Origin of the sequence: Rhodoferax sp., assembly GCF_013297935.1 — a bacterium.
Lineage (GTDB): Bacteria > Pseudomonadota > Gammaproteobacteria > Burkholderiales > Burkholderiaceae_C > Allorhodoferax.
Genome location: NZ_JAAFIX010000007.1, coordinates 15,781 through 41,719 on the forward strand (window position 1 = coordinate 15,781; position 25,939 = coordinate 41,719).

Below are 25,939 nucleotides of genomic sequence, written 5' to 3' on the forward strand. Positions count from 1 at the left end.
AGCGGGCTTACAAACCGTTACCCCTGAAACATCACGTAGCAGCAGCCCGCTGCAAAGTCTCGCGGGTCCGGATGGCCTCTGAACGGGCAGATTCAGCAAAATCCATGCCCGCAGACGCATACAAAATGGCCCGCGAGGAGTTGACCGCAATCGGTGCTGTGGTCTCACCGTTGACCGACTTCCAGCCTGCTTTGACGGTGGCAACCGCATCGCCACCTTGTGCGCCCACTCCGGGGATCAGCAAGGGCACGGTAGGGGCCAGCGCCCGCACCCGCTCGATTTCTGCGGGGTACGTGGCACCCACTACCAGGCCGAGCTGGCCATTCAGGTTCCAGGGGCCTTGCGCTAGCGCGGCAATGTGCTCGTAGAGGCGTGGCTGGCCGGGCAGGTCGCGCAAATGCTGGGGCTGAAAATCGTCACCACCCGGGTTGGAGGTGCGGCACAGCAAAAAGGCGCCCTTGCCGTGGTACTTCAAGTAAGGCGCCACAGAATCAAACCCCATGAAGGGCGACAGCGTCACGGCATCGGCCCCGTAGCGCTCGAAGGCCTCTTTGGCGTACTGCTCCGCGGTGCTGCCGATGTCGCCACGCTTGGCATCCAGAATCACCGGCACGCCGGGGGCGGTGCGGCGCATATGCTCCATCAGCTTTTCCAACTGGGCTTCAGCGCCATGGGCGGCAAAGTAGGCAATCTGGGGCTTAAAGGAGTTCACCAGGTCCGCCGTGGCATCGACGATAGCGGCGCAGAAGTCGTAAATCTTGCTGGCGTCCCCGCGCAAGTGGGTCGGGAACTTGGCAGGCTCGGGGTCCAGGCCCACGCACAAGAGGGAGCCGTTTTGGCGCTCGGCGGCGCGCAATTGTTCAGTAAAGGTCATGGGTGCCTATTTTAAGAAGGGGTCACACTGTCCATGGCCAGGCACAAATCGGCCCAGGCTTTGGCTTTGTCGGCGCTGTTGCGCAGCAACAGCTTGGGGTGGTAGCTCACCACCACCGGAATGCCGCGGTAGCGGTACACCTGCCCGCGCAATTTGCCCAAGGGCTGGGTCGCCAGCGCGCCGTGCTCGGACAACAGGGTCAGAATAGCAAAGCGGCCGACCGCAAAAATCACCCTGGGTTGCACCAACTCAATTTCACGCTGCAGGTACTGGGCGCACTGCGCCAGATCTGCGGGCGACGGGTTGCGCCCGTGGGGTGGGCGGCACTTCACCACGTTGGTGGCATAGGCACCCTGCGCGCCGGTGCCACTGCGGCTCACGCCCACGGCTTTGAGCATGTTGTCGAGCAGCAGGCCGGGGGCCTCTACAAAGGCTTGGGCGGCACTGTCTTCATCTTCTTCCGGCGGGTCGCCCACCACCATCCAGTCCGCTTGCAGCTGAGCAGCGGGTTGCAAGGTGGCGTGTTTGCGACCGGCGCACAGCCCGCACAACTCGCAGGCGGCGGCTGTATCGGCCAGTCCGTTCCAGTCCAGCGCGGCCAGCTCGGAAGGCTGCACGGGACGCTCGGCTGCCGGTAACACCGGGGCGGCGACCGGTGCCGGACGCAAGGGTGCCACCACGGGCATGGGTGCACTGGCACGGGGTGTTTGCGCCGCCACCGGCGCAGTGCGCGCAGGCAAGGCCGCGGCTTGCGCCGGCGCGTCCTCGGATACGGTTGCGAATGCGGTACCGGGTAGCCACACGCGCACGCCCATTTCCAGCAGCATGGCGCGTTGGCGCTCGTCGAGTTGCAGTGCCATGGTGTTCAGTGCTCCAGTGCCAGGCTCATGACGATGGCGTCTTCACGTTGCCCGCGATCTGCGGGGTAATAGGCTTTGCGCATGCCCACGCGGCGGTAGCCATGCGCCTCGTACACCTTGATGGCGCGCGCATTGTGCACCCGCACTTCCAGCCACAGCCACTGCGCGCCTTGGCCGCGCGCCCAGACGGCCAGTGCGTCGAGCATGATGCGCGCCCAGCCTTGGCCTTGGTACTCCGGCGCGACCGTGATGTTAAGGAGGTGCACCTCGTCCACTCCCTTCATGGCCACAAAATAGCCGAGCAACTGGCCGTTGGCGGTGACCATCTGGGCCTGGTAGCCGCTGTGCAGGGCATCGATAAAGTTGGCGCGGTTCCAAGGGTGGGCATACGTGCGCTGCTCTACATGCAACACCTGGTCCAATGAATCGGCCAGCAGCGGCTCAAACACCGCCTCGTGCAGGACCTCCGGGGCAGGCACAGCGCGGTACGGGCTCATGGCGCAGCCGCCGCTGCAGCGGCCTTTTCAGCCTCGCGCTCGGCGGTGGTTTTGGCAACCTTGTCGCGGATATAGCTGGGCATGGCCAACGCGGCATCGACAGCCAGACCTTGCGCCAGCAGCACCGGTGCCAGCCGCAACATGGCGGCCGCCGTAGGCAAGGCCGGGACGACCTCCGCGGCGTCCAGAGAGGTGGCTGGCAAGCGGTCGGCATACACGGTAAACACATTGCCCGCCACCAGGTGGGGCGCGCCCTCCACGGGGCTTGCCACCCAGTCTTGCGGGCGCACAAGGGCACTAGGGCTCAGGGTGCGCCACTGCCCGCCGGTGTAGAGGTAGCGGGCGGCATACATCTCGTCCATGCGTGCGTCCAGCAGCGCGGTCACGGTGAGCTCCGGGGCATCGGGCAGGGTGCGGAAGCGGGCGTCCTCGGCCACAGCCAAGAGCGAGTCCACCGGCAGCACAGGCACATCCGCCCCGAAAGCCAACCCCTGCACCACGGAACACGCGGTGCGCAAGCCGGTGAAAGAGCCAGGTCCACTGCCAAAGCAAATCGCGTCCAGGTCCGCCAGCCGCACACCGGCATCCGCCAACATGCCCAGGATCGCCGCAATCAGGTCGGTAGAGGCCTTGGCGCCACCAGCGCTCAGGTGCTCCACAACACGCGAGCCATCGGCCCCGTCGGTGCGCAGCGCGATCGAGAGAAATTCGGTTCCGGTATCCAGGGCCAACAGGTTCATGCCCCAATTATCCCTGTTGGGCAGGGCCGGATAATGCCCGCATGTTGATCCCCCGCCCACTCTCCCGACTTGCCTGCGCGGCCATTGCCCTGTGGGCGTGGCAAGCCACCGCCCAAGCCCTCCCCCCTGAAGTGGACGCCGCCCTGGCCCGCGCCAAAGTACCGCGCGACGCGGTGTCGTTTTTAGTGACCGAGGCCCAAGGGGGTGCAGCGCCCCGGCTGGCGCACCGAGCCACCAGCCCCATGAACCCGGCATCCACCATGAAACTGGTCACCACCATTGCTGCGCTCGACCTGCTGGGCCCGGCCTACACCTGGGCCACCCCGGTGTATGTGGACGGCACGGTGCAAAACGGCGTGCTCAATGGCAACCTGCACATCAAAGGCCAGGGCGACCCCAAGCTGGTGCTGGAGCGCCTGTGGCTGCTGCTGCACCGGGTACAGGGCCTGGGTATCAAAACCATTGCGGGCGACATCGTGCTCGACCGCAGCGCCCTGGAGGTGCCCGAGCCGGACCCGGCCAAGTTCGACGGCGAGCCGCTGCGCCCCTACAACGTGGCGCCGGACGCCCTGCTGATCAACTACAAGTCGGTGGTCATGACCTTCAGCCCCGACCGCGGCGCCAATGTTGCCTATGTGCAATACGACCCGCCGCTGGCCGGCGTCAGCCTCCCGGCCACTGTGCCCCTGGCACCCGGCGCGGCCGACTGCGGGGACTACCGCAGCGCGCTCAAGGCCGACTTTGCCGACCCGGCGCGCATCCGGTTTGCCGGTAGCTACCCGGCCAGCTGCGGCGAAAAAGTGTGGCCGGTGGCCTACGCCGACCCCAAATCCTATGCAGCCCGTACGGTGCAGGGCTTGTGGGAAAGCATGGGCGGAAAAGTGCTCGGCAGTGTGCGCAACGGCGCTGTGCCAGCTACCTTGCTGGCGGCCAAGCCGGCGCTGGTGGTGAACTCAGCGTCGCTCGCGGAGGTGATTCGCGACATCAACAAATACAGCAACAACGTGATGGCCCAGCAGGTGTTTTTGACGCTGGGCCGGGTCGCAGGCAATGCCCAAGGCCTGCCGACCGATGTAGTGGCCGATGCCAACCTGCCCCCAGGCAGCTTTGCCGCCAGCCGAACTTTGCTACAGCGCTGGTGGAAAGACCGCATTGGCACGGACGATGCGCCGGTGCTGGAGAACGGCTCTGGCCTCTCGCGCCAGGAGCGCATCAGCGCACAGGCCATGGGCCGGCTGCTCCAGGCCACCTTTGCGGCCCCCTTCATGCCGGAGCTGATGTCGTCGCTGCCAATCACCGGGGTCGATGGCACGCTCAAGCGCATCAAAACCCGCACCAGCGGCACCGCCCATCTGAAGACCGGCACCTTGAACGGCGTGGTCACACTGGCCGGCTATGTGCACGCGGCGAGTGGCAAACGCTATGTGTTGGTGGCCTTTATCAACCACGCCAATGCCAACGAAGCCCGGCCTGCGCTGGACGCCTTGGTGGACTGGGCCGGGCGCGACCAATAGGCACCGCGCCGGTTCGACCGCTATGGCGCCGGGCTTACGCCGCGGCGCGGGTCAGGCGGTCACGCACGCCGTCCCACTCGGGGGTGTCGGGCGGGGCTTCGACCCAGATCAGCTTGACGCCCTGCGCATCCATCTCGCGCAGTTTGGAAAACAGCTCATGGGCGGCAGGTTGGGCATGCAGGGGCATGCGGTGGGCTGCGACCAAGGGTGAGCGCACCTGCAGCGGGCTGCGGTGGTACAGCGCGATGGTAGGCCGCTGGTCGGGTGCGGTGACACTGCTGAGCAGGTCCAGCGCCGCTTGCAGGGCCTTGGCATCCATCAAGCGCACCGTGGCGCTGGGCGCATAGTGCGACTCCAGGGTCCCGGAGGCTCTTGGCCCCGGCTGGTTCTTCGCCTCCAGCTCCTCTTTCGATAGCAATTTGCGGCCGCAGGCGTCTTCCACCTGCTGCGCCGTGATGGAGCCCGGGCGCAACAACACCGGCGCGCCCCGTGTGCAGTCGATGATGGTGGACTCGATGCCCACTTCGCAGGGGCCACCGTCCAGGATCAGTAAGTCGTCACCGAATTCGCTGTGCACATGGGCCGCCGTCGTGGGGCTCACGCGGCCGAACTTGTTGGCGCTGGGCGCCGCAATGCCCCAGACCACGCGCCCGCCGTCCGAAGGCTTACGCAGAGTGGCCAGCACCGCTTGAGCGACCGGGTGCGCGGGGCAGCGCAGGCCGATGCTGTTTTGGCCGCCGGCAGCCGCTTCACCCACGCCCTCTTTGCGCGGCAGGATGAGGGTGAGCGGGCCGGGCCAAAAGGCCGACATGAGCTGCTGCGCAAACGCCGGCACCCGGGCGCAGTAGTGCGCCACACCGCCCATGCCGCCGTCAAACGCCGCCACATGCACGATCAGTGGGTGGTCCGCAGGCCGGCCTTTGGCAGTGAATATCTGGCCCACGGCCGCCGGGTCCGACGCATCCGCGCCCAGGCCATAGACTGTCTCGGTAGGCAAGCCCAATAGACCTCCAGCACTCACCACATCTGCGCTGGCAGCTATGGAATCAGGAGCAAGCTCTACGCCATCAGCGAATTGGTAGGCAGCAACAATCATGCGCGGGGCGACACAGTAGCAAGCATTCAGAACGCGGCGATGCCGAGGATGCGCGCGGCCTCCAACGCGGTGGCGCGCACGCCCTCCACGGCGGCGCCGGTGATATTGAGGTGACCCATCTTGCGGCCCTTTTTCGCATCCAACTTGCCGTACAGGTGCAGGTGAGTGCCGGGCAAGGCCAGCACAGCCGCCCAGTCAGGCACACCGCCATTGCGACCGTCCTCGGGCCAGATGTCGCCCAAGAGGTTGAGCATCAGCGCGGGGCTGTGCTGACGCGGCTGCACCAGCGGCAGGCCGGCCAGGGTGCGCACCTGCAGGTGGAATTGCGACACGTCGCAGGCGTCCATGCTGTAGTGGCCGCTGTTGTGCGGGCGCGGGGCCATCTCGTTCACCACCAGACCCCCCAAGCCCGCAGCGGCGGGGTGGGACTCGTCCAGCACAAAAAACTCAACGCACAACACACCCACGTAATCCACGCCGCTTGCTATCGATTTTGCAGCAGCTACCGCACGTTCTGCGAGGGCTGGAGGCAGATTTCCCTCATAAACCTCGGTCACCGCCAGAATACCGTCGCGGTGCAGATTGCGCTGTACCGGCAAGTTCACGCAGGTGCCATCGGCGCCGCGCGCCACGATCACGCTGCACTCCAGCTGCAGGGGCAGCATTTTTTCGAGCACGCAGGGCACGCCGTGGAGGTCGGCCCAGGCGGCGGCCAACTCGGCAGGCGTTTTCACCCGGACCTGGCCTTTGCCGTCGTAGCCCATGCGAGCGGTTTTCAAGATCCCTGGCAGCAAATTAGCGTCAATGGCAGCCAACTGCTCGGCGGTTTCAATGACTGCGTAAGGCGCGCACGGCACGCCGCACTTCACAAAATGCGCCTTCTCCGCCGCGCGGTCCTGCGCAATCGCCACCGCGGCACCACTGGGTGCCACCGGCCGGCTCTGGGCCAGCTGGTTCAGCGCTTGGGCGGGCACGTTCTCAAACTCGGTGGTGATGGCTACCGACACGGCCGCCAAGCGGGCCAGACCCTCAGGGTCGGTATACGCAGTTTGCACATGGTGGTGGCTGATGCGCCCGGCCGGGCTGGTGGTATCCGGGTCCAGCACCGCGGTGAAAAAGCCCATTTGCTGCGCCGCGTGGGCAAACATGCGACCCAACTGGCCACCACCCATCACGCCCAGGGTCGTTTCTGTGCTGGCGCCCAACGCAGCGGCTGCCGATCCGGTATCTGTTGCAGCCATTACGTAGCGCTGCCGGTCACCGGCAGGGTCATGTTGCGGGCGGTTTGGGTCTGGTCGATGCGGAAAGCGTCGAGCTCCATGCGCAGGTCCGGGTTTTCGTTGGCCAAGAGCGCCACCGCAAACAAGGCCGCGTTCGCCGCACCGGCGTTGCCGATAGCGAATGTCGCCACCGGAATGCCTTTGGGCATTTGCACAATGCTGTGCAAGGAGTCCACGCCGGAGAGCGCTTTGCTCTGCACCGGAACGCCCAGTACGGGCACCGTAGTTTTTGCGGCCAACATGCCCGGCAAATGCGCCGCACCGCCGGCACCGGCAATGATGGCTTTGAGGCCACGGCCTGCCGCCGCTTCGGCGTAGCGGAACATGTCATCGGGCATGCGGTGCGCGGAAATCACGCGCGCCTCGAAGCCGATACCAAACTGTTGGAGAATCTGGACTGCGTGTTGCATGGTGTCCCAATCCGAGTTGGAACCCATGACGACGCCGATTTGAATTGTTTTCATTGTTGAATTTTACTTTTTCACCCCGAGCTACTTCCCCATGATCGACGTCACCCTTGAAAACTTCGAAACCGAAGTCATCGCCGCCTCCCACCAGGTGCCCGTTCTGGTGGACTTTTGGGCGCCTTGGTGCGGCCCGTGCAAGACGCTGGGCCCCTTGCTGGAGAAGGTGGAGGCCGACTACGCCGGTCGCTTCAAGCTGGTGAAAATCGACTCCGACCAGGAGCAGCAGCTCGCCCAGGCCTTCGGCATCCGCAGTATTCCGACCTGCGTGTTGATGATCAATGGCAAACCGGCCGACGGCTTCATGGGCGCGGTACCCGAGAGCAAGCTCAAAGAGTTTCTGGACAAGCATGTGCCCACCGAAGAGGTGCTGGAAGCAGAAGCCGACGTTCAGGACGCCGAAGCGCTGGCAGAAGCCGGTGACCCGCTGGCCGCTTTGACCAAGCTGCACGAGGCGTTGACCCTGAACCCCGGTAACGATGACGCCCGCTACGACTACGTCAAGCTGCTGATTGAGAGCGACATGATTGAAGACGCCGAGGCCGCCCTGGCCCCGACGCTGGCCTACATCCCCAAGCAGCAGCGCTTTGAGGCTTTGGCCCAGTTTCTGGATGCCATCAAGTTCGTGCTGACCGACGACAAGGGCCTGTGGACGCCTGCCCAGTTTGACGAAATCATTGCCACCAACAAGCGCGACTTCGAGACCCGCCTGGCCAAAGCCCGCGTGCTCATGGTGGGCGGCGACTGGACCGGCTCCATGGACGAGCTGCTGGAAATCATCATGCGCGACAAAGCCTGGAACGCCGAAGTACCCCGCAAGACCTTTGTGGCCATCCTCGAACTGCTGACCCCACCCAAGCCCAAAGCAGACCCCGCTGCTGCCGGTAAAGCCACGGGCGGTATCGAGGTGCTGGGCAAAGTGGTGCCTGAGCAGGACCCTCAAGCACAGCTGGTGGCCAGCTACCGCCGCAAGCTCAGCATGGCGCTGAACTGATAACGCACTGCCTCCCCCAACAGCCGCCTTGTGGCGGCTTTTTCATTTCTGGGGCCTTAGGCACGCGGATAGCGGTGCCCACATTTCAAGATTCTTTCACTCAACCTGCGCGCTAACCCCATTGCAGGGCGAGCCCGCGGACAGCACGATACCGGCATGGATGTGCTGTTGGTTGAAGATGATCTGGATCTGGTGGACGCCTTGGGTCGTGTATTGGCGTCGCGTGGGTTCAAGCCGGTGTGCTGTGCCGATGGGCATGAGGCATTGGCGTGGATGCGCAAACGCAGCTTCGACGCGGTCATTCTGGACCTGAGCTTGCCGGGGTTGGATGGTCTGGACGTATTGCAACGCATGCGGGACTTGGGCTTACGTCTGCCCGTGCTCGTGGTCACCGCCAGAGCCTCCATCGGCGAGCGGGTCACCGGTCTAACCCTTGGTGCCGATGACTATCTGACCAAGCCTTTCGACACCGAGGAACTGGTGGCTCGCCTGCGCGCCCTGATGAGGCGCAGCCAGGGCACCGAAGACTTCCGCTGCGGGCACTTGCAGCTCGACACAAACCAGGGGCTGTTCCTGCGATCCGGGCGCCCCTTGGAGATTGCCCCCCGAGAAAGCGCTATGTTGCGCGCCTTGATCACCAAGCCGGGCCGTCCGGTGTCCAAAGACGACTTGTTTCAGGCCATCTTCGGCGACGATGCCAGCCACCAAAGCGATGCCATCGATCTGCTGGCGCACCGTTTGCGCAAGCGCTTGGCAGGCAGTGGCGCAGCTTTGTTGACGATGCGCGGTATCGGCTACCTTCTGGTGGACGAACTGGGTCACGACAGCAAGGACTCAGCATGACCCGGGCCAACGGCAAAGCCGCCCTGTCGATGCGAAGGCAATTACTACTGATGTTCTTGCTCTGCACAGGCCTGGGTACGGCCATCGGTGCACTCGGGTTCACAGCGCCCTGGCTGGTGGTCTTCATTGCGGTGGCGGGCGCACCGACGCTATGGTGGCTGGCGGGGCTGTGCCTGCGGCCGGTGCAGCTACTGGCTAAGACCGTGGCGGGCCGTCAGCCCCAGGAAACAACGCCCTTGGACCATACCCCGGCAGCAGAGCTGGAACCGATCATGCGTGCCTTGAACGTGCAATGGCAACAACAACAAGATGCTTTGGAGCAACAGCAGCGCTTCATTGCGGAAGCCTCGCACCAGCTGCGCACGCCATTGGCAGTGCTGAAAACCCAGTTACAGGGCGTGACGTCCGGGGAGCTTCCAGCCTCTGACACCCTACTAAAAATGCTGCGTACGCTGGATCGTGCAAGCCATCTTGCGAATCAACTGCTGTCGCAGGCGAAAGTGGAGCAGAAGGTGCGTCATGCGCAATGGACCACCGTAGACCTGCACCATCTGGCCAGTGATGTTTTGGTCGAATTCGCGCCCTTGATTGCCCGCAAACAGTTGGAAGTTTCTCTGGACGCCGAACCCGTGCGGCTCATGAGCGACAGCTGGCTAGTCGGTGAATTGCTACGCAATCTGTTGGCCAATGCAATACGCCAATCCGCGTCCGGGGCGAGTCTGGGGGTAGTCGTTCGCCATCTACCGGACGAAATAGAACTTCTGGTCTGGGACAACGCCGGTGGATTGGACGAAGCGGTGCGGGAGCGTCTGTTCCAGCCTTTCGAATCGGCCAGCGGGGGCACCGGCGTGGGTTTGGGCCTGTCGATCTGCAAGCAAATCGCCGTTTCCATGCACGCGACGCTGGACCTCTACAACCGTATCCAGCAGGGTGCCGTGCTGGGCGTAGACGCCGTGGTCCGCTGGCCCCGGCCCGAGCATGCCATGGCACAAGACTCCGCCGAACAAGCTCACTCGATGCCGAATGTGGCACTGTCGAAAGCTATCTTGAGGATGCCGGCATGAGGGCTGGCCTGGAGATCCTCGGGGTGACCAAGACCTATGCCAATGGGTACCGGGCACTGCACGGAGTGGACGTGCACATACCGGATCGCCGATTAACGACACTTCTGGGCCCCTCCGGATGCGGCAAAACCACACTGCTGCGTCTGGTAGCCGGACTGGAAAGACCCGATGCCGGGCACCTGATTTTTCACGGGGAAGACGTCACCTCCAAGAGCGCAGAGCAACGGGACCTCAGCCTGGTGTTCCAGAACTACGCCCTGTTTCCCTACCTGAGCGTGGAAGACAATGTCTGCTACGGCTTGCGCATGCAAGGCCTGTCTGTGGCGAGCCAGCGTGAGCGCAGTACCCAGGCCATCGCGCTGGTTGGTCTGCATGGCTTGGAAAAGCGTATGCCGCATGAGCTCTCCGGCGGCCAGCAACAGCGCACGGCATTGGCCCGCGCCCTCGCACTGCAACCCCGCATCTTGTTGCTGGATGAGCCCCTCTCCAACCTCGACAGCAACTTGCGACGCCATATCCGTGAAGACATCCGCGCACTGCAACAGAGGCTGGAACTGACGGTGCTGTACGTCACCCACGACCATGCAGAAGCCATGTCAGTCAGTGACCGCGTCGTCGTCATGCAAGAGGGCCGGATTGTGCAGATCGGCTCTCCACGGGATCTTTATGAACGCCCCCTGTCGGAGTTCATTGCCGGCTTTATGGGTGACGCAGCCACCTTTGATGCGGAGGTGAACATCCAGGGATTGGTGCATCTGGGTCCCTTACAGATCGGCCCCTACCCCGGACTGCGCCGTGGCGCTGTACGCGTCGTCGTACGGCCCCACGCCTGGCGTATCGCGCCAGCAAGTTCAGCGGGCTTACCGGGCAAAGTCTTGCGGAGCGCTTTTTTGGGCCCCTCGTCGGAAGTGTGCGTACGCACCACCTTGGGTGAAATATTGGTACAGATCCCGTCCGAGGGCACGGCCTATACCCCCGGCGCCCCGGTCAGCTTGTTTTTGTCAGCGCAGGGGGTCAGCGTGTTACTGCCCTCCATTTTTTCCAACGTTCCCGAACCCCTAGTCCAACTCTAAAGGAGACTTCCATGAAGAAAAACCACCTGATCGCCGCTGCGTGTATCGCGCTCTCGCAAGCCAGTGTTTATGCCCAATCCGGCAACGAGGTCAACATCATTTGCTCCGGCCAAGCGCCATGGTGCAGCATGATTGCCGTCACCTTCGAGAAGAGCCAGGGCATCAAGGTCAATATGACGCTCAAGGGCTCAGGCGAAGCGGTCGCCCAACTCATGGCCGAAAAAGCAAACCCCAAGACAGACATCTTTTTCGGAGGTACGGGGGACCCGCATCTGGTGGCTGCAGAGCAAAACCTGACCCAGGAATACAAGTCTCCCCTGCTGCCGAAGTTGTACGACTGGGCGCAAAAGCAGGCCGCACAGTCCGGCTACAAGACGGTAGGCATTTATTCCGGACCTTTGGGTTTTGGATACAACACCGAGCTGATTGCCAAGAAGAAGCTGCCCATCCCGAAGACGTGGGCGGATCTGATCAAGCCTGAGTACAAAGGCGAAATCCAATCCGCCAACCCGTCCTCCAGCGGTACGGCATACACCATGATTGCCACTCTCGTGCAACTAATGGGAGAAGACAAGGCCTTTGATTATCTGGCCAAGCTGCACAAAAACATTGCCACCTACCAACGCTCCGGCGTAGGCCCCATCAAGGCAGTGGCACGTGGAGAAGCCGCAATATCCATCAGTTTTGTGCACGATGGCCCCGGAGAAAAAGCCCAAGGCTTCCCCTTGGAAACTGTCACCCCCACCGACGGCACCGGTGCAGAGATCGGCTCCATGTCCATCGTGCGCGGTGCGCGCAACTTGGAAGCGGCCAAGAAGTTTTATGACTGGGCTTTGACGCCGGGCGCACAGGCGCTGGGCGCTGCCACGCTGCAGTTCCAGCTACCTTCTAACCGGGACACCAAGGTGGACCCGCGCGTGCCGGATTTCCGCAAGATCAAGATGATCGACTACGACTATGCCAAGTACGGTCAGTCCGCTGAGCGCAAACGACTGATCCAGCGCTGGGAGCGCGATGTGAACGGCCAATCACGCTAATTCCCCTCCTTCCCTGCCAACCCGCCCGCCGCTGCGTTCTGCAGCAGGCCGGGCCCTGCCTCACGCCGAATCTCATGACCTCTTTACACCCGTGGCGAACACGCCGCGTCATTGCCCTTTGGGCAGCCCTGGGTGCTGCGGCCTTTGTGCTGTTGCCCTGGTATTTTCTTCAACGAGGGGGGCTGTGGGAGGCCCTGCCCGGCCTGTGGGGGCCCGCTGTCAGTGCCAACGGCTGGACGCACATGGCGAGTCATGCCCACCCCTGGCTGGGGGTCGGCCTCGCGGGTCTGCTCCTCGCAGCCTCTGCCGTTTTCACGGACACACCGCGCCGTCAGGGCCTATTGCTATGCAGTGGCGCCGGCCTGGGTCTGGCAGGGCTGGTGATCAGCGGATTTGCCATCGGTATGGTGGGATGGACCTGGGACTGGCTTACTGCATTGGCAGGTACCACAGACTACGCCCAACCCGGCATGGGATGGGGTGCCATGGTGTTGATAGTGAGCCTGCTGGCACTGCTCTCCATCGGTGTGGCCCGGCTGGGGGGATTCAAGGGTGACGCCTTCGTGGCCGGTGTCGTGTTGTGTTGCACTGCTTTGCTGGCGCTGTTTGTGGTGTACCCGGTCCTCAAGTCCTTGGTGGGCAGCGTACTCAATGATGAAGGAATTTTCTCCATCAGCGCCTTGTGGGACCGGATCGGCACAACTCGAATCTGGGGGCTTGGATGTATCAGTGGCCAAGGTCGCTGCGGTGTGGCGTGGAACACACTGGGTCTTGCATTGCTCACCGCCACGGGGACCACGATCCTAGGCACGTTGATCGCGCTATGGGCAGAGCGTGAAGCGAAAGTATTGGCAAAGCCACTCAATATCTTGGCCATGCTGCCCATCATCACGCCACCGTTTGTGGTGGGCTTAGGGCTGATTTTGTTGTTCGGGCGTGCCGGGCTCTTCAATCAGTTTCTGGAGTGGGCTTTTGGCATCGAGCCCACGCGCTGGTTCTATGGTTTCTTCGGTGTCTGGCTGGCCCAGTTGTTTGCCTTCACCCCTATTGCCTTCATGATCATGCGCGGTGTGGTGCAAGGCGTGAGCCCTTCCATGGAGGAGGCCTCGCAAACATTGCGCGCCAGCCGAATGCAGACTTTTTGGACAGTCACTCTGCCCCTCCTCAAGCCGGGCTTGGCCAATGCATTTCTGGTGGGATTCATCGAGAGCATGGCGGACTTCGGGAACCCGATCGTAGTGGGCGGACAGTTCGCCGTGTTATCCACTGAGATCTTCTTTGCCATCGTGGGAGCTTCTCTGGACCCCGGCATGGCCGCGGCCTTGTCGTTGATCCTGACGGTGTTTGCGCTTGCGGTCTTCTTCATCCAGCGCAGGGTGCTGGGAAAAGGCAGTTTCACCACGGTTGCAGGCAAGGGCGATGCGGGTTTGCCCATGCCCCTGCCTACGGGTATCCGCAAGCTATGTCTCGGTGTGGCAGGCCCTTGGCTGGTGTTTACGTTGATCGTGTACTTGTTTGCCTTCGCAGGTGGTTTTGTCCAGACCTGGGGCAGGGACTACACCCTCACGCTGAACCACTTCCGCACGGCCTTTGACGTGCAATGGGGAGAGTACGGTGTGGTCTGGGCAGGCACTGCATGGAACTCGCTGTTTACCACCGTATCGCTGGCGGCCATGGCCGCCCCTTTGTGTGCGTGCCTCGGCCTGCTGATCGCCTGGTTGCTGGCACGTGCGGAGTTCCGGGGTAAAGCCAGCTTCGAATTCGCAGCACTCTTGACCTTTGCAGTCCCGGGTACCGTTCTTGGTGTCAGCTATATCCTGGCTTTCAACGTCCCTCCGGTGGAGTTAACCGGTACGGGCCTGATCATCGTTTTGTGCTTTGTGTTCCGCAACCTGCCCGTCGGGGTACGTGCGGGGACCGCGGCCTTCAAGCAATTGGATCGCTCCCTGGACGAGGCGTCCCTGATGCTGCGCGCCAACACTCTCACCACTTTGCGGCTGGTGGTACTGCCCCTCATCAAGTCAGCGCTGGTAGCGGCGCTGGTGTATTCATTTGTGCGCTCCATCACGACGGTGTCTGCCGTAATCTTTCTGGTCACTGCGCAGTACGAGCTGTCCACCACTTACATCATCGGCCGTGTCGGCAATGGTGACTACGGCGTAGCGTTGGCGTATTGCACGGTGCTGATCCTGCTCATGTCCTGCAGCACCCTTCTGGTCCAAGCCTTAGTGGGTGAACGCAAACTCGGCCGTCGCAATGCTGCGACTGCCCATTGAAATTTTTCCGGATGATTACCTCCATGAACAACACTGGAATTTCTTTCCGTCAGGTCTCCAAGCGCTATGGCGGCGCCCACAGCCCTCTGGTAGTCAACGCGATTGACTTTCATGTTCCCAAAGGGACGCTGACTACCATCCTCGGCCCATCCGGCTGTGGCAAGACCACCACCCTGCGCATGATCGCCGGGCTGGAGTCGCCCTCCAGCGGCCAAATTTTCATTGACGGCCGCGACGTCACCCACTTGGGGCCGGCGGAGCGCAACGTGAGCATGGTCTTTCAGAGCTATGCCTTGTTCCCCCACATGTCGGTACTGGAGAACGTGTCCTACGGACTGAACGTCAGCGGCGTACCGAAGCAGGAGGTAAGCGAACGAGCCCGCTCTGCAATGTCCATTGTGGGCTTGGGAGGGTACGAAAGTCGCTACCCCGCCGAGTTGTCAGGGGGGCAACAGCAACGCGTGGCTTTGGCACGTGCACTGGTGCTGGAGCCCTCTGTTCTCTTGTTTGATGAGCCGCTATCCAACCTGGACGCACGCTTGCGCCGCTCCATGCGCGAAGAAATCAGGGCACTCCAACAGCGGCTGAAACTGACGGTGGCCTATGTGACCCATGACCAGAGCGAAGCGTTGGCTGTCAGTGACCAGATCATTGTGATGAATGGAGGGCAGATTGCGCAGGCCGGAAGTCCGCGCGAACTGTACGAAAACCCGCAAACGGAGTTTGTGGCCGGCTTCATGGGCGAAGCCGTGTTGCTCAATGGCCAATGCCTGGAAAATGGATCGGTGGAATTGGGTCCCCTCACGCTCTCCACACCGCGTCGCTTGAACGCAGGCCCGGTAAAAGTGGCGATTCGCCCCGAAGCATGGTCCGTCCATCCCGGACACAGCGCGGGCCTGCAAGGCACTGTGAGCAAAGCGGCTTATCTGGGGAGTTTTCAGGAATTAACGGTAGATACCGTTCTAGGACCCATCTTTGTCGTGGCCTCGGATGCCCAAGGCCACTGGTCTCCCCAGGATGAGGTCACCTTGAACATCACCCAACGAGGCGTATCCGTCGTAGCAGCTTGAACGGCATGCGGGGGCCAGTAACTCTCCACCGGCCAGTAGCGGCCGGAGTCCGGTGTCAGCACCTTGTCCATCAACGGCCCGTAGGCGCTGCGCCTCAGGCGGCGCGCACGTGCAGGCCGGCGTGCAACACAGCCTGGCGCTCGGTGGCCAGCACACGCTGGGCGTTGAGGCTGGCGATCGGAATGCTTGCGTCCTGCGGAATGCCGCCGCTGAGCTGCAGCGCCAGGTAGCGGCCACAGCACACCCGCAGAAAGGACGCAAAGTTCTCCACCTCGCCACGCTCCTCCACCAACTCGTCATAGAGCTTGGTGCAGAGTTGAGGCACGGTCATGCTGTCGCGTGTGGCAATCTCATCCAGCACACGCCAGAACAGGTTTTCCAGCTTGATGCTGGTTGCCACGCCGTGCAGGCGCACCGAGCGGGCGCGGCTTTCGTACAGGGCGGGGTCGGCGCTGATGAACACTTGGCACATAGCTGTCTCCTCGGTAGGCTGCCCCGCATGGTGCGGGCCAGCCCCCACGGCGTCAATGGGAGATACGTGTACCCAGCAGCGCGAGGAACTGCGCAATCCAGGCCGGGTGCGCAGGCCAAGCGGGCGCGCTGACCAGGTTGCCTTCGGTCACTGCTGCGTCTATAGCGATGTCGGCGTAGGTACCGCCCGCCATCTCCACCTCCACCCGGCAGGCCGGGTAGGCCGAGCAGGTACGGCCCTTGAGCACACCGGCACCGGCCAGTAGCTGCGCACCATGGCACACCGCAGCCACGGGCTTGTTGGCCTCAAAGAAGTGCTTCACCGCAGCCACTACAGCAGGGTAGGTGCGCAGGTACTCAGGGCCACGGCCGCCAGGAATCACCAGCGCGTCATAGGCCTCAGGTTTCACCTCGGCAAAGCTGGCGTTCAAGGTGAAGTTGTGCCCGGGCTTTTCGCTATAGGTCTGCGCGCCCTCGAAGTCGTGGATGGCGGTCTTGATGTGGTCGCCCGCCTTCTTATCAGGGCACACGGCGTGCACCGTGTGGCCGACTGCCAGCAGCGCTTGGAAGGGCACCATGGTTTCGTAGTCTTCGCAGTAGTCACCGCAAATCATCAGGATCTTTTTCGCTGCCATGTTGGTCTCCTCGTTATGGATGGAAGACCAATTTTTAGAGCGAAGCGCACCGGCGTGGTGGTACCGGGTTGTTACATCACGCGCACCGCGAAAGCACTATCAAAATAGTAGCAGCTTGCGCAGTGTTGACCTGGGCCAGAGCCCCAAACACCCGGAATCAGGCGGTCAGGCGCTGCAAGGCTTCGCGGTACTTGTCGGCCGTCTTTTCGATCACCTCGCGCGGCACGCGGGGTGCAGGGGGAGTTTTGTCCCAAGGCTTGCCGTCCACCAGGGCCTGTTCCAGCCAGTCGCGCACGAACTGCTTGTCGTAGCTTGGCGGGTTGGTGCCAACCTCGTAACTTTCCACCGGCCAGTAGCGGCTGGAGTCCGGGGTGAGTACCTCGTCCATCAAGGTCAGGGTGCCGTCGTTGTCCAATCCGAACTCGAATTTGGTGTCGGCAATGATGATGCCTTTGGTGAGCGCAAACTCGGCTGCCACCTTGTAGATCTGGATGCTGATGTCGCGGATTTGGGTCGCCAAGTCCAAGCCGATCATTTCCACGGTTTGCTCGAAAGTGATGTTCTCATCGTGGTCGCCCACGGCCGCCTTCGCAGCCGGCGTGTAAATCGGCTCTGGCAGCTTGCTGGCGTTTTGCAAGCCCGCGGGCAGGGCTACGCCACAGACTGCGCCGTTGTGCTGGTATTCCTTCCAACCGCTGCCGGCCAGATAGCCACGCACAACAGCCTCCACGGGCAAGGGCTTCAGGCGTTTGACCAGCATGGAGCGCCCTGTGACTTGCGCCACTTCCGCCGCCGTTACGACGCTCTCAGGGGCATCGCCGGTCAAATGATTGGGGCACACATCGGCACCGTTTTTGCCCAGCTTCTCGAACCAGAACAAGGCCATCTGGGTCAGCAGCGCGCCTTTGCCGGGAATAGGCTCGCCCATGATCACGTCGAACGCACTCAGGCGGTCGCTGGCCACCATCAGGATACGGTCGTCACCCACTGCATAGTTGTCACGCACTTTGCCGCGGGCAAGCAGAGGAAGGGACAGGGCGGAAGTGTGCAAAGCTGAAGTCATGGCGTCCAACAAAATAAAAAGGCTTCGCCCCGGAATGGAGGGCGAAGCCTTGGATTATCGCAAGTTCGCGCCGGCATGCGGCGCGGCAGCGACTCAGGCGGTGATCGCGCTGTCCTGCACCACTTGAGACAACTCGCCCCGGGCGTATTGGCCCGCCACCACTTGCAGGCTGTGGCCCTTGATGCTGGCAGCACGGCCTTCGCAGCCGAATTCAATGTAGCGCTGCTTGCACAGTTGCTTGGCGGCCTCGCGCGCGGGCTTGAGCCACTCGCGGGCATCGAACTTTTCAGGGTTCTCGAACATGAACTTGCGCACGGCGGCTGTCATGGCCATGCGGATGTCGGTGTCGATGTTGACCTTGCGTACACCAAAGGGAATAGCGCGCTGCACTTCTTCAACCGGCACACCCCAGGTCTGGGCCATCTTTCCGCCGTATTGGTTGATTGCGGCCAGCAACTCTTGCGGCACTGCACTGGAACCATGCATCACCAAGTGGGTGTTGGGAATGCGGGCGTGGATTTCTTTGATGCGCTCGATCGCCAAAATGTCCCCGGTGGGCTGGCGGGTGAACTTGTAGGCGCCGTGGCTGGTGCCGATGGCAATCGCCAGAGCATCCAACTGCGTCAGTTTGACGAACTCAGCAGCCTCTTCCGGATCGGTGAGGAGCTGTTCACGGGTCATGACAGCGTCGGTGCCGTGGCCGTCTTCCTTGTCACCCTTCATGGTTTCCAGGGAGCCGAGGCAACCCAACTCGCCTTCCACCGTCACGCCCAGCTTGTGGGCCATGTCGACCACTTTGCGGGTGACTTCGACGTTGTATTCAAAGCTGGCAATCGTCTTGCCGTCCGCTTCCAGCGAGCCGTCCATCATGACGGAGCTAAAACCGAGGTCAATCGCACCTTGGCACACCGCAGGGCTTTGGCCATGGTCTTGGTGCATCACCACGGGAATGGTGGGGTAGCTTTCCACAGCGGCCTGGATCAGGTGCTTGAGAAAGTGCTCGCCGGCATATTTGCGGGCACCGGCGCTGGCCTGCATGATCACGGGGGCACCCGCTTCTTTAGCCGCCTCCATGATGGCCTGGACTTGTTCCAGGTTGTTGACGTTAAACGCAGGAATCGCATAGTTGTGCGTTGCCGCGTGGTCCAGAAGCTCGCGCATCGAAACGAGTGCCATTTTTTCTATCCCCAGGAAGTTAAAAATCCGTCAACGGACCGCTTTGGTAACCGCTTGGTAACTTTTACCATTGCCGGATTCTACTCGCCAAGGGTTAACCCCCGCCATCGGAGCTTGGGGCATAAAAAAAGGGAGCCTGCGCTCCCTTCTCTTGATGCCTGAAGCCCGCTCAGCTCACTGCGCAAATTTTCAACATATTCGTGCCCCCCGGTGCGCCCATGGGCTCACCGCAAGTGATGGCGTAAATGTCGCCCTTTTGCACGATGCCGCGGGTCTTGAGGTGCTTTTCAGCATCCATCAGCGCCGTGTCGCGGTCTGCGCTGGTGCCCATCAGCAGGGGGCGCACATTGCGGTAGAGCGTCATCTTGCGCTGGGTGCTGACTTTGGGGGTCAGCGCGTAGATCGGCACATGGATCAGGTGGCGGCTCATCCACAGCGCGGTGCTGCCGCTGTCGGTCATGGCCACAATGGCTTTGGCGCCCAGGTGGTGGGCCGTGAACAATGCGCCCATGGCGATGGACTGGTCGATGCGGGTGAAGGTTTTGCCGGTGAAGTCGGCATCCAGCTTGACCATCTCGCTGCTCTCGGCAGCCAAACAAATCTTGGCCATCTCGATCACGGTTTCCAGCGGGTACTTGCCGGCTGCGGTTTCAGCGGACAACATCACCGCGTCGGTGCCGTCGAGCACCGCATTGGCCACATCGCTCACTTCCGCGCGGGTCGGCACGGGGTTGGTGATCATGGACTCCATCATTTGCGTGGCGGTAATCACCACCTTGTCATGCTCGCGGGCCAACTTGATCATGCGCTTTTGCAGTGCGGGAACTGCCGCGTTGCCCACCTCGACAGCCAGGTCACCACGGGCGACCATGATGCCGTCGGAAGCCAGCAGGATTTCTTCCAGCTTGGGGATAGCCTCAGCGCGCTCGATCTTGGCAATCAAACCGGGCTTGTGGTTGTACTCGGCGGCAGCCACGTTGCAGAGCTGGCGCGCCATTTCCATGTCGGTCGCGTTTTTCGGGAAACTCACCGCCACGTAGTCGGCCTGGAAGCTCATCGCTGTGCGGATGTCTTCCATGTCTTTGCCGGTCAGGGCGGGCGCCGTCAAGCCACCGCCTTGTTTGTTAATGCCCTTGTTGTTGGACAACTCGCCACCCAATTTGACGGTGGTGTGGACTTGGTCACCGACGACGGCGTCCACCACAATCACGATCAAACCGTCGTTGAGCAAAAGCACGTCGCCGGCTTTGACTTCTGAGGGCAGCGACTTGTAGTCGAGACCCACGGCATCGATATCGCCGAGCTCGGTGCGGCCGGCATCGAGCACAAACTTCTGGCCCTGTTCCAGAAACACTTTGCCTTCGGCAAATTTACCAACGCGGATTTTCGGGCCCTGCAGGTCGGCCATGATGGCCACTTCGCGGCCGGCGCGCTGCGCGGCTTCGCGCACCAAGCGGGCGCGGTCGATATGGTCTTGCGCCTTGCCGTGGCTGAAGTTCAGCCGGACCACGTTGACGCCGGCTCGGATCATCTGCTCCAGAATGGCGGCATCGCTGGAGGCGGGTCCGAGGGTGGCAACAATTTTGGTGGCGCGGCGCGGCATATGTCTGTCTCCTAGAGGTAGTTACCTATTTTTACACGCTTGTATGTATCTTGGTTACATGCAAGGCACAAGATCGCACAGTGGCGGGTATCTACGGGGTCCGGCGAGTTACATGGCATGGTGGAATCGAAAGCTTTTCCGCCTCATTCGTTCACACCCCGCACCATGAATGCCGCCGCCCTACACACTGCTGCGCTGCTGGACAGCACCCACGGCAAGCCCAAGTTGCTGGTGGTGGACGATCAGCCCGTGCACCTGCAATTGCTGATGCATACGCTGTCTTCGGACTACCAGGTGTATATGGCGACCAGCGGCGAGCAGGCGTTGGCTCTGTGCCGGAGCGACCCGCCCGACCTGGTGTTGCTGGACGTTTTGATGCCGGGTATGGACGGGTTCTCGGTCTGCAAAGCCCTCAAGGCGGACCCGCGCACTGCCGGGCTCCCCATTATTTTTGTGACCGCCCGCTCGGACCCCGGCCAGGAGACCCACGGACTGAGCCTCGGGGCGGTGGACTTTATTGCCAAACCCATCAACCCGGCCGTGGTGAAGGCACGGGTGCACACCCACCTGACCCTCAAGTTTCAGTCCGACATGCTGAAAAAGCTGGTGTTGTTAGACGGCTTGTCGGGCGTATTCAACCGCCGCTATTTCGATCAGCAGCTGGCCTCGGAATGGGCCCGCTCTACCCGCAGCAATCAGCCGCTTTCGCTGATTCTGGTCGACGTTGACCACTTTGAAGCCTACAACGCGCGCTACGGCCATCAAGCCGGAGACGACTGCCTGCGCATGATCGCCGTAGCGCTCAAAGGGGTTTTGCGCCGGCCGGCGGACCTGGTGGCCCGCTTTGCGGGCGAAGAATTTGCATGCCTTTTGCCGGACACCTCGCCGGCCCACGCGCGCAAACTCGCCAATGACATGGAGCAACGGGTGCGGGAACTCGCGGGCCTCAAACCGGAACATGCGGCACTCCGGCAAGTCACCGTCAGCCTGGGGCTCATCACCCGCCTGCAGGCAGCACCGGTGTCGTGGGAGACTTTTCTACACACAGCCAGTGAGCAACTTCAACTCGCCAAGAGGGCCGGCACCGGACAAATCAGGGCAACCCAGCTCGAAGGCGTGGCCAACCCCACCTCTTGATACCGGTAGCTTGCACAAAAAAGGCACTTCCGGTTTAGAACCAAAAGTGCCTCCAGCCCTTGCCTTATATGCGCAAGTAGCTACTAATTTAATAGTATTCAGGCCCCGGCGCGCTTACCCAGAATCTCAAACGCGGGCAGTGTTTTGCCCTCCAAAACTTCCAGGAAGGCACCGCCACCGGTCGAGATGTAGCCCACCTGTTGTTCGATGCCGTACTTCGCAATCGCCGCCAGGGTGTCGCCGCCGCCGGCAATGCTGAACGCACTGCTCTCGGCAATCGCTTGGGCAATGACCTTGGTGCCATTTTCAAACGCAGCGAACTCGAAAACGCCTACCGGGCCATTCCAGACGATGGTGCCGGCTTTTTTGAGTTGCTCCGCCAGCGCCTGGGCGGTTTGCGGGCCGATGTCCAGAATCAGATCGTCATCCGCCACGTCGGTCGCCGCCTTGATGGTGGCGGGAGCGTCGGCCGCAAAAGTCTTGGCGGTCACGACATCGGTGGGGATAGGCACTGCCGCGCCACGGGCCTTCATGGCCTCAATGACTGCTGTGGCTTCGGCCAACAAATCAGGCTCCGCCAAGCTCTTTCCGATCTTCAGGCCGGCGGCCAACATGAAGGTGTTGGCAATGCCGCCACCGACAATCAGTTGGTCTACATTGTCTGCAAGGCTCTTCAGAATCGTGAGCTTGGTAGACACCTTGGAGCCGGCCACGATAGCCACCAGTGGGCGCTTGGGCGCCAACAAGGCTTTGCTGATGGCATCCATTTCCGCGGCCAACAAGGGGCCGGCGCATGCCACAGGGGCAAACTGGGCGATTCCGTAGGTGGATGCCTCTGCACGGTGGGCGGTGCCGAAGGCGTCGTGCACAAAAATGTCGCACAGGGCCGCCATTTGTCGGGCTAGCTCTTCGTTGTTCTTTTTCTCACCCTTGTTGACCCGGCAGTTCTCCAGCATCACCAGCTGGCCGGGAGCCACGGTCACGCCAGTGGTCCAACCAGACACCACGTCAATGTCCCGGCCCATGAGTTCCCCCATGCGCTTGGCGACCGGCGCCAGGGAATCCCCGGGTTTGAACTCGCCTTCGGTGGGGCGGCCCAAGTGGCTCGTCACCATGACTGCGGCGCCGGCCTTCAGGGCCATTTCGATGCAGGGAATGCTGGCTCGGATGCGGGTGTCTTCGGTGATGTGGCCTGCGTCGTCCTGGGGCACATTCAAGTCGGCGCGGATAAAAACACGTTTGCCGGCCACTTGGCCTTGGGCCACCAGATCAGAAAAGCGGATCACTTGCATGAAAAAACCTCGGGATAGTTAATGGAAAGCCGGTACAGATGCCACGCAGGGCCCGTAGTGCGCGCATTGTAGAAGCGCCCCGGTGGTCGCCGGGTTCCCTACCGGGTACGGTGCAGTGCTACCAGCCCCAACCGATATGCAGCGGCAGGTAGACCGCCATGCCGGACATGATGGTCCCCAGCACCGCCTGCCCTTTGCCGTGGCGCCAGAAAAAATAGCCCAGCCCGGCCACCACGGCATAGAGGCGGGCGTCTTTCAGGGTGTGAATCAGCTGGCCCTGCAGCATCACGATTTCGGGCACGATCACCGCCGCCAGCGCCGCAATCGGCGCATATTGCAGGCCTCGCTGGGCCCATGGCGGCAGCGCCCAGTTTCTATCGAGGATGAAAAAGAAAGAGCGTGCAAGCACGGTAATACAGGCCAAGCCGAGGATGGTGAGCAAGGTCCATCCATCGGTGCGTCCGTCAAGCCAGGTCATCATGCAGCCCCCTGCTGTTCCGGCGCGGCCTGAAGGCGGGACTCCAGCAACAGACACACGGCCACCGCAGCGGCAATCGCCACCAGAATGTTGAGCTTGAGCGGCAACGCAAACGCAGCCACCGCCGCCGTGCCCGCCACCCCTGCAGACAACCAGCGCATGCGGGTGCTTGCCAACGAGGCGAGCATGCCCACCAGCGCCAAAATACCGGCAAAGCCCAGCCCCCAGGATGTCGGGACAAAGTTGGCCAGAATCACGCCCGCCACACTGCTCAACACCCAGCTGGCCCAATTGATGCCCCCATTGCCCGCCAAGTAGGCCATTTGCCTGCGCTGCTCTTGCGGACTTTGCCCCGGGTGGGGAAATCGCTTGGTAAACAGCACATACGTCAGGTCTGCTGACAAGTAGCCGGTCACGAGGCGCTGCCAGCGCGGCAGATGCATCAGGTAGGGCCGCAAATGGGCACTGAAAACCACGAAACGCAGATTGACGCAGAAGCCCGTGGCCAGAATCACCCACATGGGCGCGCCGGCTTGAATCAAAGGCATAGCCGCCAGTTGCGAGCTGCCGGCGAACACGGTGAGCGCCATCAGCAAGGCCTCGGCAGTGCTGAGGCCCGACTTCACCATCGCCACGCCGGTCATCAGCCCCCATGCTGCAATGCCAGGGGCCACCCCGGCCATATCGGCAAATCCTTTGCGGAACTCTGGGTGCCTGTAGTTGGCGGGTAAGAAAAACATCAGGTAGACGAGGCAGGGCTGCCCGCCCCCTCAAACCGCTGCCCGGACTCAACGGGGGTTCCGCGCAAAAAGTCAGCGGCCGCCAGGCGCTTGCCGCCGGGCTTTTGCAGCTCCGTCAAAAGCACTACGGAATTCATAGCAGCCACCGCAATACCCTCCTGGGATACCGCCTCAATTCGGCCATTTTCTGCCGATGGCGCATTCGACAGGACACGGGCATTCCAGACCTTGATGACCTCGCCATTCAACACCGTACTCGCGCCCGGAAACGGATTGAACGCACGGATACGCCTGACGATGCTCGCACCGTCATCGGACCAACGGATCGGGGCTTCGTCCTTCTCGATTTTGTGCGCGTAGGTCACGCCATCGGCTGGCTGGGCAGTGGCCACCAAAGTGCCCGCTTGGGCCAGTGCCAGCGCCTGAACTATCAGGTCCGCGCCCAAGGCTGCCACTTTGTCGTGCAGGGTGGCGGTGCTGTCTTCTTGCGTGATCAGCACCGGCTCCTTCAACAGCATGTCGCCGGTGTCGAGCCCCGCATCCATTTGCATGATGGTGACGCCTGTCTCCGCGTCGCCCGCTTCAATCGCCCGGTGTATGGGCGCCGCGCCACGCCATCTGGGCAGCAGCGAGCCGTGGATATTGAGGCAACCGAATCGGGCTCTCCCCTCGGGGCTCTGGCAAGACATGTCATCCAGTACCCATTGGGGCAGTATCAAACCGTAGGCTGCGACGACCATCACATCGGCATTGGCGTCCGCCAGTGACTTGCGCGCCTGGGCAGCATCTTCCGGGAATTTTCCATCCAGGCGCAGGCTACGGGGTTGGGCCACCGGAATCTGGTGCTCCACCGCGAATTGCTTAACGGCAGAGGCTTGCAGCTTCATCCCCCGGCCAGCCGGCCGGTCCGGCTGACTCAACACCAGCGCAATGGTGTGGCCGGCCGCATGCAGCCGCTCTAGGGCCAAACGGGCGAACTCAGGGGTCCCTGCGAAAACAATCCGCAAGGGGGTGTGCGATGCCGGCACCTAGCGCGCGTCCTCGCGCTTGGCTTTGATCATTTTGGTTTTGATGCGGTTACGTTTGAGGGGCGACAAATACTCAACGAATACTTTGCCCATCAGGTGGTCCATCTCGTGTTGTATGCATACGGCCAGCAAACCATCGGCTTCGATAGTCCGGCTATTGCCATCTGCATCGAGTGCTTTGCAGTGCACTGCGTTAAAGCGTGTCACGCCGTCATAAACACCGGGCACAGAGAGACAGCCCTCTTCGTTCAAGTGGGTCTCCGGGCTGGTCCACACCAGTTCCGGATTGATGAGGACCATCGGCTGGTCGCGATCTTCAGAAACATCGATCACGATGACCCGTTCGTGGACATCGATCTGGCTCGCCGCCAGCCCGATGCCACTGGCGTCGTACATGGTTTCGAGCATGTCAGTGGTCAGGGTACGGATGCGTGCGTCCACTGCTTGGACGGGCTTGGCCACCGTGTGCAAACGGGGATCGGGATAACAAAGAATGGGAAGTAGAGCCATAAGTGCCGCCTTGGAGATGTGGGTATTTTCGCCACTTTTACGCTTGCTTGCATTACAGGCAGTCCAAAAACGTTGCTGAATCAAGGGGTTGAGCGCAAAATCGCGCGTAAATTATCAAGTTCAC

Annotated in this window: 26 protein-coding genes; 9 read left to right on the forward strand and 17 right to left on the reverse strand. The window is 62.0% G+C overall.

The features are described from left to right. Positions 1-31: 31 nt before the first annotated feature. From pyrF to tsaB, 4 genes are read right to left on the reverse strand one after another with little or no spacing between them, the layout of a single operon-like run. Positions 32-874 (reverse strand): orotidine-5'-phosphate decarboxylase, encoded by an 843-nt coding sequence (gene pyrF / locus QZW03_RS11250; RefSeq protein ID WP_296510099.1) that lies wholly within the window; start codon positions 872-874, stop codon positions 32-34. A gap of 11 nt (positions 875-885) precedes the next feature. Beyond that, entirely contained in the window at positions 886-1,734 is an 849-nt protein-coding gene (locus QZW03_RS11255; RefSeq protein ID WP_296510100.1) for a uracil-DNA glycosylase, read from the reverse strand. Between the two features lie 5 nt (positions 1,735-1,739). Then, a complete protein-coding gene (gene rimI / locus QZW03_RS11260; protein ID WP_296510101.1) occupies positions 1,740-2,231 on the reverse strand; it encodes a ribosomal protein S18-alanine N-acetyltransferase in 492 nt (163 codons plus the stop codon). Then, positions 2,228-2,971 carry a tRNA (adenosine(37)-N6)-threonylcarbamoyltransferase complex dimerization subunit type 1 TsaB gene (tsaB, locus tag QZW03_RS11265; protein WP_296510102.1) on the reverse strand — a complete coding sequence of 248 codons (744 nt, stop codon included), beginning with the start codon at positions 2,969-2,971 and terminating at the stop codon, positions 2,228-2,230. The genes rimI and tsaB overlap by 4 nt, the downstream gene beginning before the upstream one ends. A gap of 41 nt (positions 2,972-3,012) precedes the next feature. On the opposite strand from tsaB, the gene dacB reads away from it, so the two are divergent. Continuing rightward, positions 3,013-4,485, forward strand: coding sequence for a D-alanyl-D-alanine carboxypeptidase/D-alanyl-D-alanine-endopeptidase (gene dacB, locus QZW03_RS11270; protein WP_296510103.1), 1,473 nt, complete (start codon positions 3,013-3,015; stop codon positions 4,483-4,485). 34 nt (positions 4,486-4,519) lie between these two features. On the opposite strand, the gene QZW03_RS11275 is transcribed toward dacB, so the two are convergent. From QZW03_RS11275 to purE, 3 genes are read right to left on the reverse strand one after another with little or no spacing between them, the layout of a single operon-like run. Next, complete coding sequence (locus tag QZW03_RS11275) at positions 4,520-5,581, reverse strand: L-threonylcarbamoyladenylate synthase (protein WP_296510104.1); 1,062 nt, start codon at positions 5,579-5,581, stop codon at positions 4,520-4,522. A 26-nt stretch (positions 5,582-5,607) separates the two neighbouring features. Continuing rightward, entirely contained in the window at positions 5,608-6,822 is a 1,215-nt protein-coding gene (locus QZW03_RS11280; RefSeq protein ID WP_296510105.1) for a 5-(carboxyamino)imidazole ribonucleotide synthase, read from the reverse strand. Then, positions 6,822-7,325 carry a 5-(carboxyamino)imidazole ribonucleotide mutase gene (gene purE / locus QZW03_RS11285; protein WP_296510106.1) on the reverse strand — a complete coding sequence of 168 codons (504 nt, stop codon included), beginning with the start codon at positions 7,323-7,325 and terminating at the stop codon, positions 6,822-6,824. Before purE ends, QZW03_RS11280 begins: the two co-directional genes overlap by 1 nt. 37 nt (positions 7,326-7,362) lie before the next feature. Between purE and trxA the strand changes: the two genes are divergently transcribed. The 7 genes from trxA to QZW03_RS11320 all read left to right on the forward strand — a co-directional run bounded on the left by trxA (position 7,363) and on the right by QZW03_RS11320 (position 15,682). Then, positions 7,363-8,319, forward strand: a complete 957-nt coding sequence (gene trxA / locus QZW03_RS11290; RefSeq protein WP_296510107.1) for a thioredoxin — start codon at positions 7,363-7,365, stop codon at positions 8,317-8,319. Between the two features lie 156 nt (positions 8,320-8,475). Continuing rightward, positions 8,476-9,162: a response regulator gene (locus tag QZW03_RS11295; protein ID WP_296510108.1), complete on the forward strand. Its 687-nt coding sequence runs from the start codon at positions 8,476-8,478 to the stop codon at positions 9,160-9,162. Beyond that, a complete protein-coding gene (locus QZW03_RS11300) occupies positions 9,159-10,226 on the forward strand; it encodes a HAMP domain-containing sensor histidine kinase (protein WP_296510109.1) in 1,068 nt (355 codons plus the stop codon). Before QZW03_RS11295 ends, QZW03_RS11300 begins: the two co-directional genes overlap by 4 nt. Beyond that, positions 10,223-11,299, forward strand: coding sequence for an ABC transporter ATP-binding protein (locus QZW03_RS11305; RefSeq protein WP_296510110.1), 1,077 nt, complete (start codon positions 10,223-10,225; stop codon positions 11,297-11,299). The genes QZW03_RS11300 and QZW03_RS11305 overlap by 4 nt, the downstream gene beginning before the upstream one ends. Before the next feature lie 11 nt (positions 11,300-11,310). Next, positions 11,311-12,336 carry an ABC transporter substrate-binding protein gene (locus tag QZW03_RS11310; protein ID WP_296510111.1) on the forward strand — a complete coding sequence of 342 codons (1,026 nt, stop codon included), beginning with the start codon at positions 11,311-11,313 and terminating at the stop codon, positions 12,334-12,336. A gap of 74 nt (positions 12,337-12,410) precedes the next feature. Next, positions 12,411-14,612: an iron ABC transporter permease gene (locus tag QZW03_RS11315; protein ID WP_296510112.1), complete on the forward strand. Its 2,202-nt coding sequence runs from the start codon at positions 12,411-12,413 to the stop codon at positions 14,610-14,612. Positions 14,613-14,635: 23 nt separating this feature from the next. After that, the gene (locus QZW03_RS11320; protein ID WP_296510113.1) at positions 14,636-15,682 is read left to right on the forward strand and encodes an ABC transporter ATP-binding protein; all 1,047 of its coding nucleotides are present in this window, start codon (positions 14,636-14,638) and stop codon (positions 15,680-15,682) included. 94 nt (positions 15,683-15,776) lie between these two features. Here QZW03_RS11320 and QZW03_RS11325 read toward each other — a convergent pair whose 3' ends face one another. From QZW03_RS11325 to pyk, 5 genes are all read right to left on the reverse strand, one after another. Continuing rightward, complete coding sequence (locus QZW03_RS11325; protein ID WP_296510114.1) at positions 15,777-16,154, reverse strand: ribbon-helix-helix domain-containing protein; 378 nt, start codon at positions 16,152-16,154, stop codon at positions 15,777-15,779. Positions 16,155-16,206: 52 nt separating this feature from the next. Then, complete coding sequence (locus QZW03_RS11330; RefSeq protein WP_296510115.1) at positions 16,207-16,788, reverse strand: DJ-1/PfpI family protein; 582 nt, start codon at positions 16,786-16,788, stop codon at positions 16,207-16,209. A 157-nt stretch (positions 16,789-16,945) separates the two neighbouring features. Beyond that, positions 16,946-17,851 carry a phosphoribosylaminoimidazolesuccinocarboxamide synthase gene (locus tag QZW03_RS11335; protein WP_296510116.1) on the reverse strand — a complete coding sequence of 302 codons (906 nt, stop codon included), beginning with the start codon at positions 17,849-17,851 and terminating at the stop codon, positions 16,946-16,948. Positions 17,852-17,944: 93 nt separating this feature from the next. After that, entirely contained in the window at positions 17,945-19,027 is a 1,083-nt protein-coding gene (gene fba / locus QZW03_RS11340; protein WP_296510117.1) for a class II fructose-bisphosphate aldolase, read from the reverse strand. A 169-nt stretch (positions 19,028-19,196) separates the two neighbouring features. Beyond that, a complete protein-coding gene (gene pyk / locus QZW03_RS11345) occupies positions 19,197-20,630 on the reverse strand; it encodes a pyruvate kinase (protein ID WP_296510118.1) in 1,434 nt (477 codons plus the stop codon). Positions 20,631-20,795: 165 nt separating this feature from the next. On the opposite strand from pyk, the gene QZW03_RS11350 reads away from it, so the two are divergent. Beyond that, positions 20,796-21,767 (forward strand): diguanylate cyclase, encoded by a 972-nt coding sequence (locus tag QZW03_RS11350; protein ID WP_296510119.1) that lies wholly within the window; start codon positions 20,796-20,798, stop codon positions 21,765-21,767. A 98-nt stretch (positions 21,768-21,865) separates the two neighbouring features. Here QZW03_RS11350 and QZW03_RS11355 read toward each other — a convergent pair whose 3' ends face one another. The 5 genes from QZW03_RS11355 to def all read right to left on the reverse strand — a co-directional run bounded on the left by QZW03_RS11355 (position 21,866) and on the right by def (position 25,815). Continuing rightward, positions 21,866-23,059: a phosphoglycerate kinase gene (locus tag QZW03_RS11355; RefSeq protein ID WP_296510120.1), complete on the reverse strand. Its 1,194-nt coding sequence runs from the start codon at positions 23,057-23,059 to the stop codon at positions 21,866-21,868. 118 nt (positions 23,060-23,177) lie between these two features. After that, positions 23,178-23,537, reverse strand: coding sequence for an AzlD domain-containing protein (locus QZW03_RS11360; protein WP_296510258.1), 360 nt, complete (start codon positions 23,535-23,537; stop codon positions 23,178-23,180). Further along, positions 23,537-24,277 (reverse strand): AzlC family ABC transporter permease, encoded by a 741-nt coding sequence (locus QZW03_RS11365; protein ID WP_296510121.1) that lies wholly within the window; start codon positions 24,275-24,277, stop codon positions 23,537-23,539. The genes QZW03_RS11360 and QZW03_RS11365 overlap by 1 nt, the downstream gene beginning before the upstream one ends. Beyond that, complete coding sequence (fmt, locus tag QZW03_RS11370) at positions 24,277-25,284, reverse strand: methionyl-tRNA formyltransferase (protein WP_296510259.1); 1,008 nt, start codon at positions 25,282-25,284, stop codon at positions 24,277-24,279. The genes QZW03_RS11365 and fmt overlap by 1 nt, the downstream gene beginning before the upstream one ends. Positions 25,285-25,305: 21 nt before the next feature. Further along, positions 25,306-25,815 (reverse strand): peptide deformylase, encoded by a 510-nt coding sequence (gene def / locus QZW03_RS11375; protein WP_296510122.1) that lies wholly within the window; start codon positions 25,813-25,815, stop codon positions 25,306-25,308. Between the last annotated feature and the right edge of the window lie 124 nt (positions 25,816-25,939).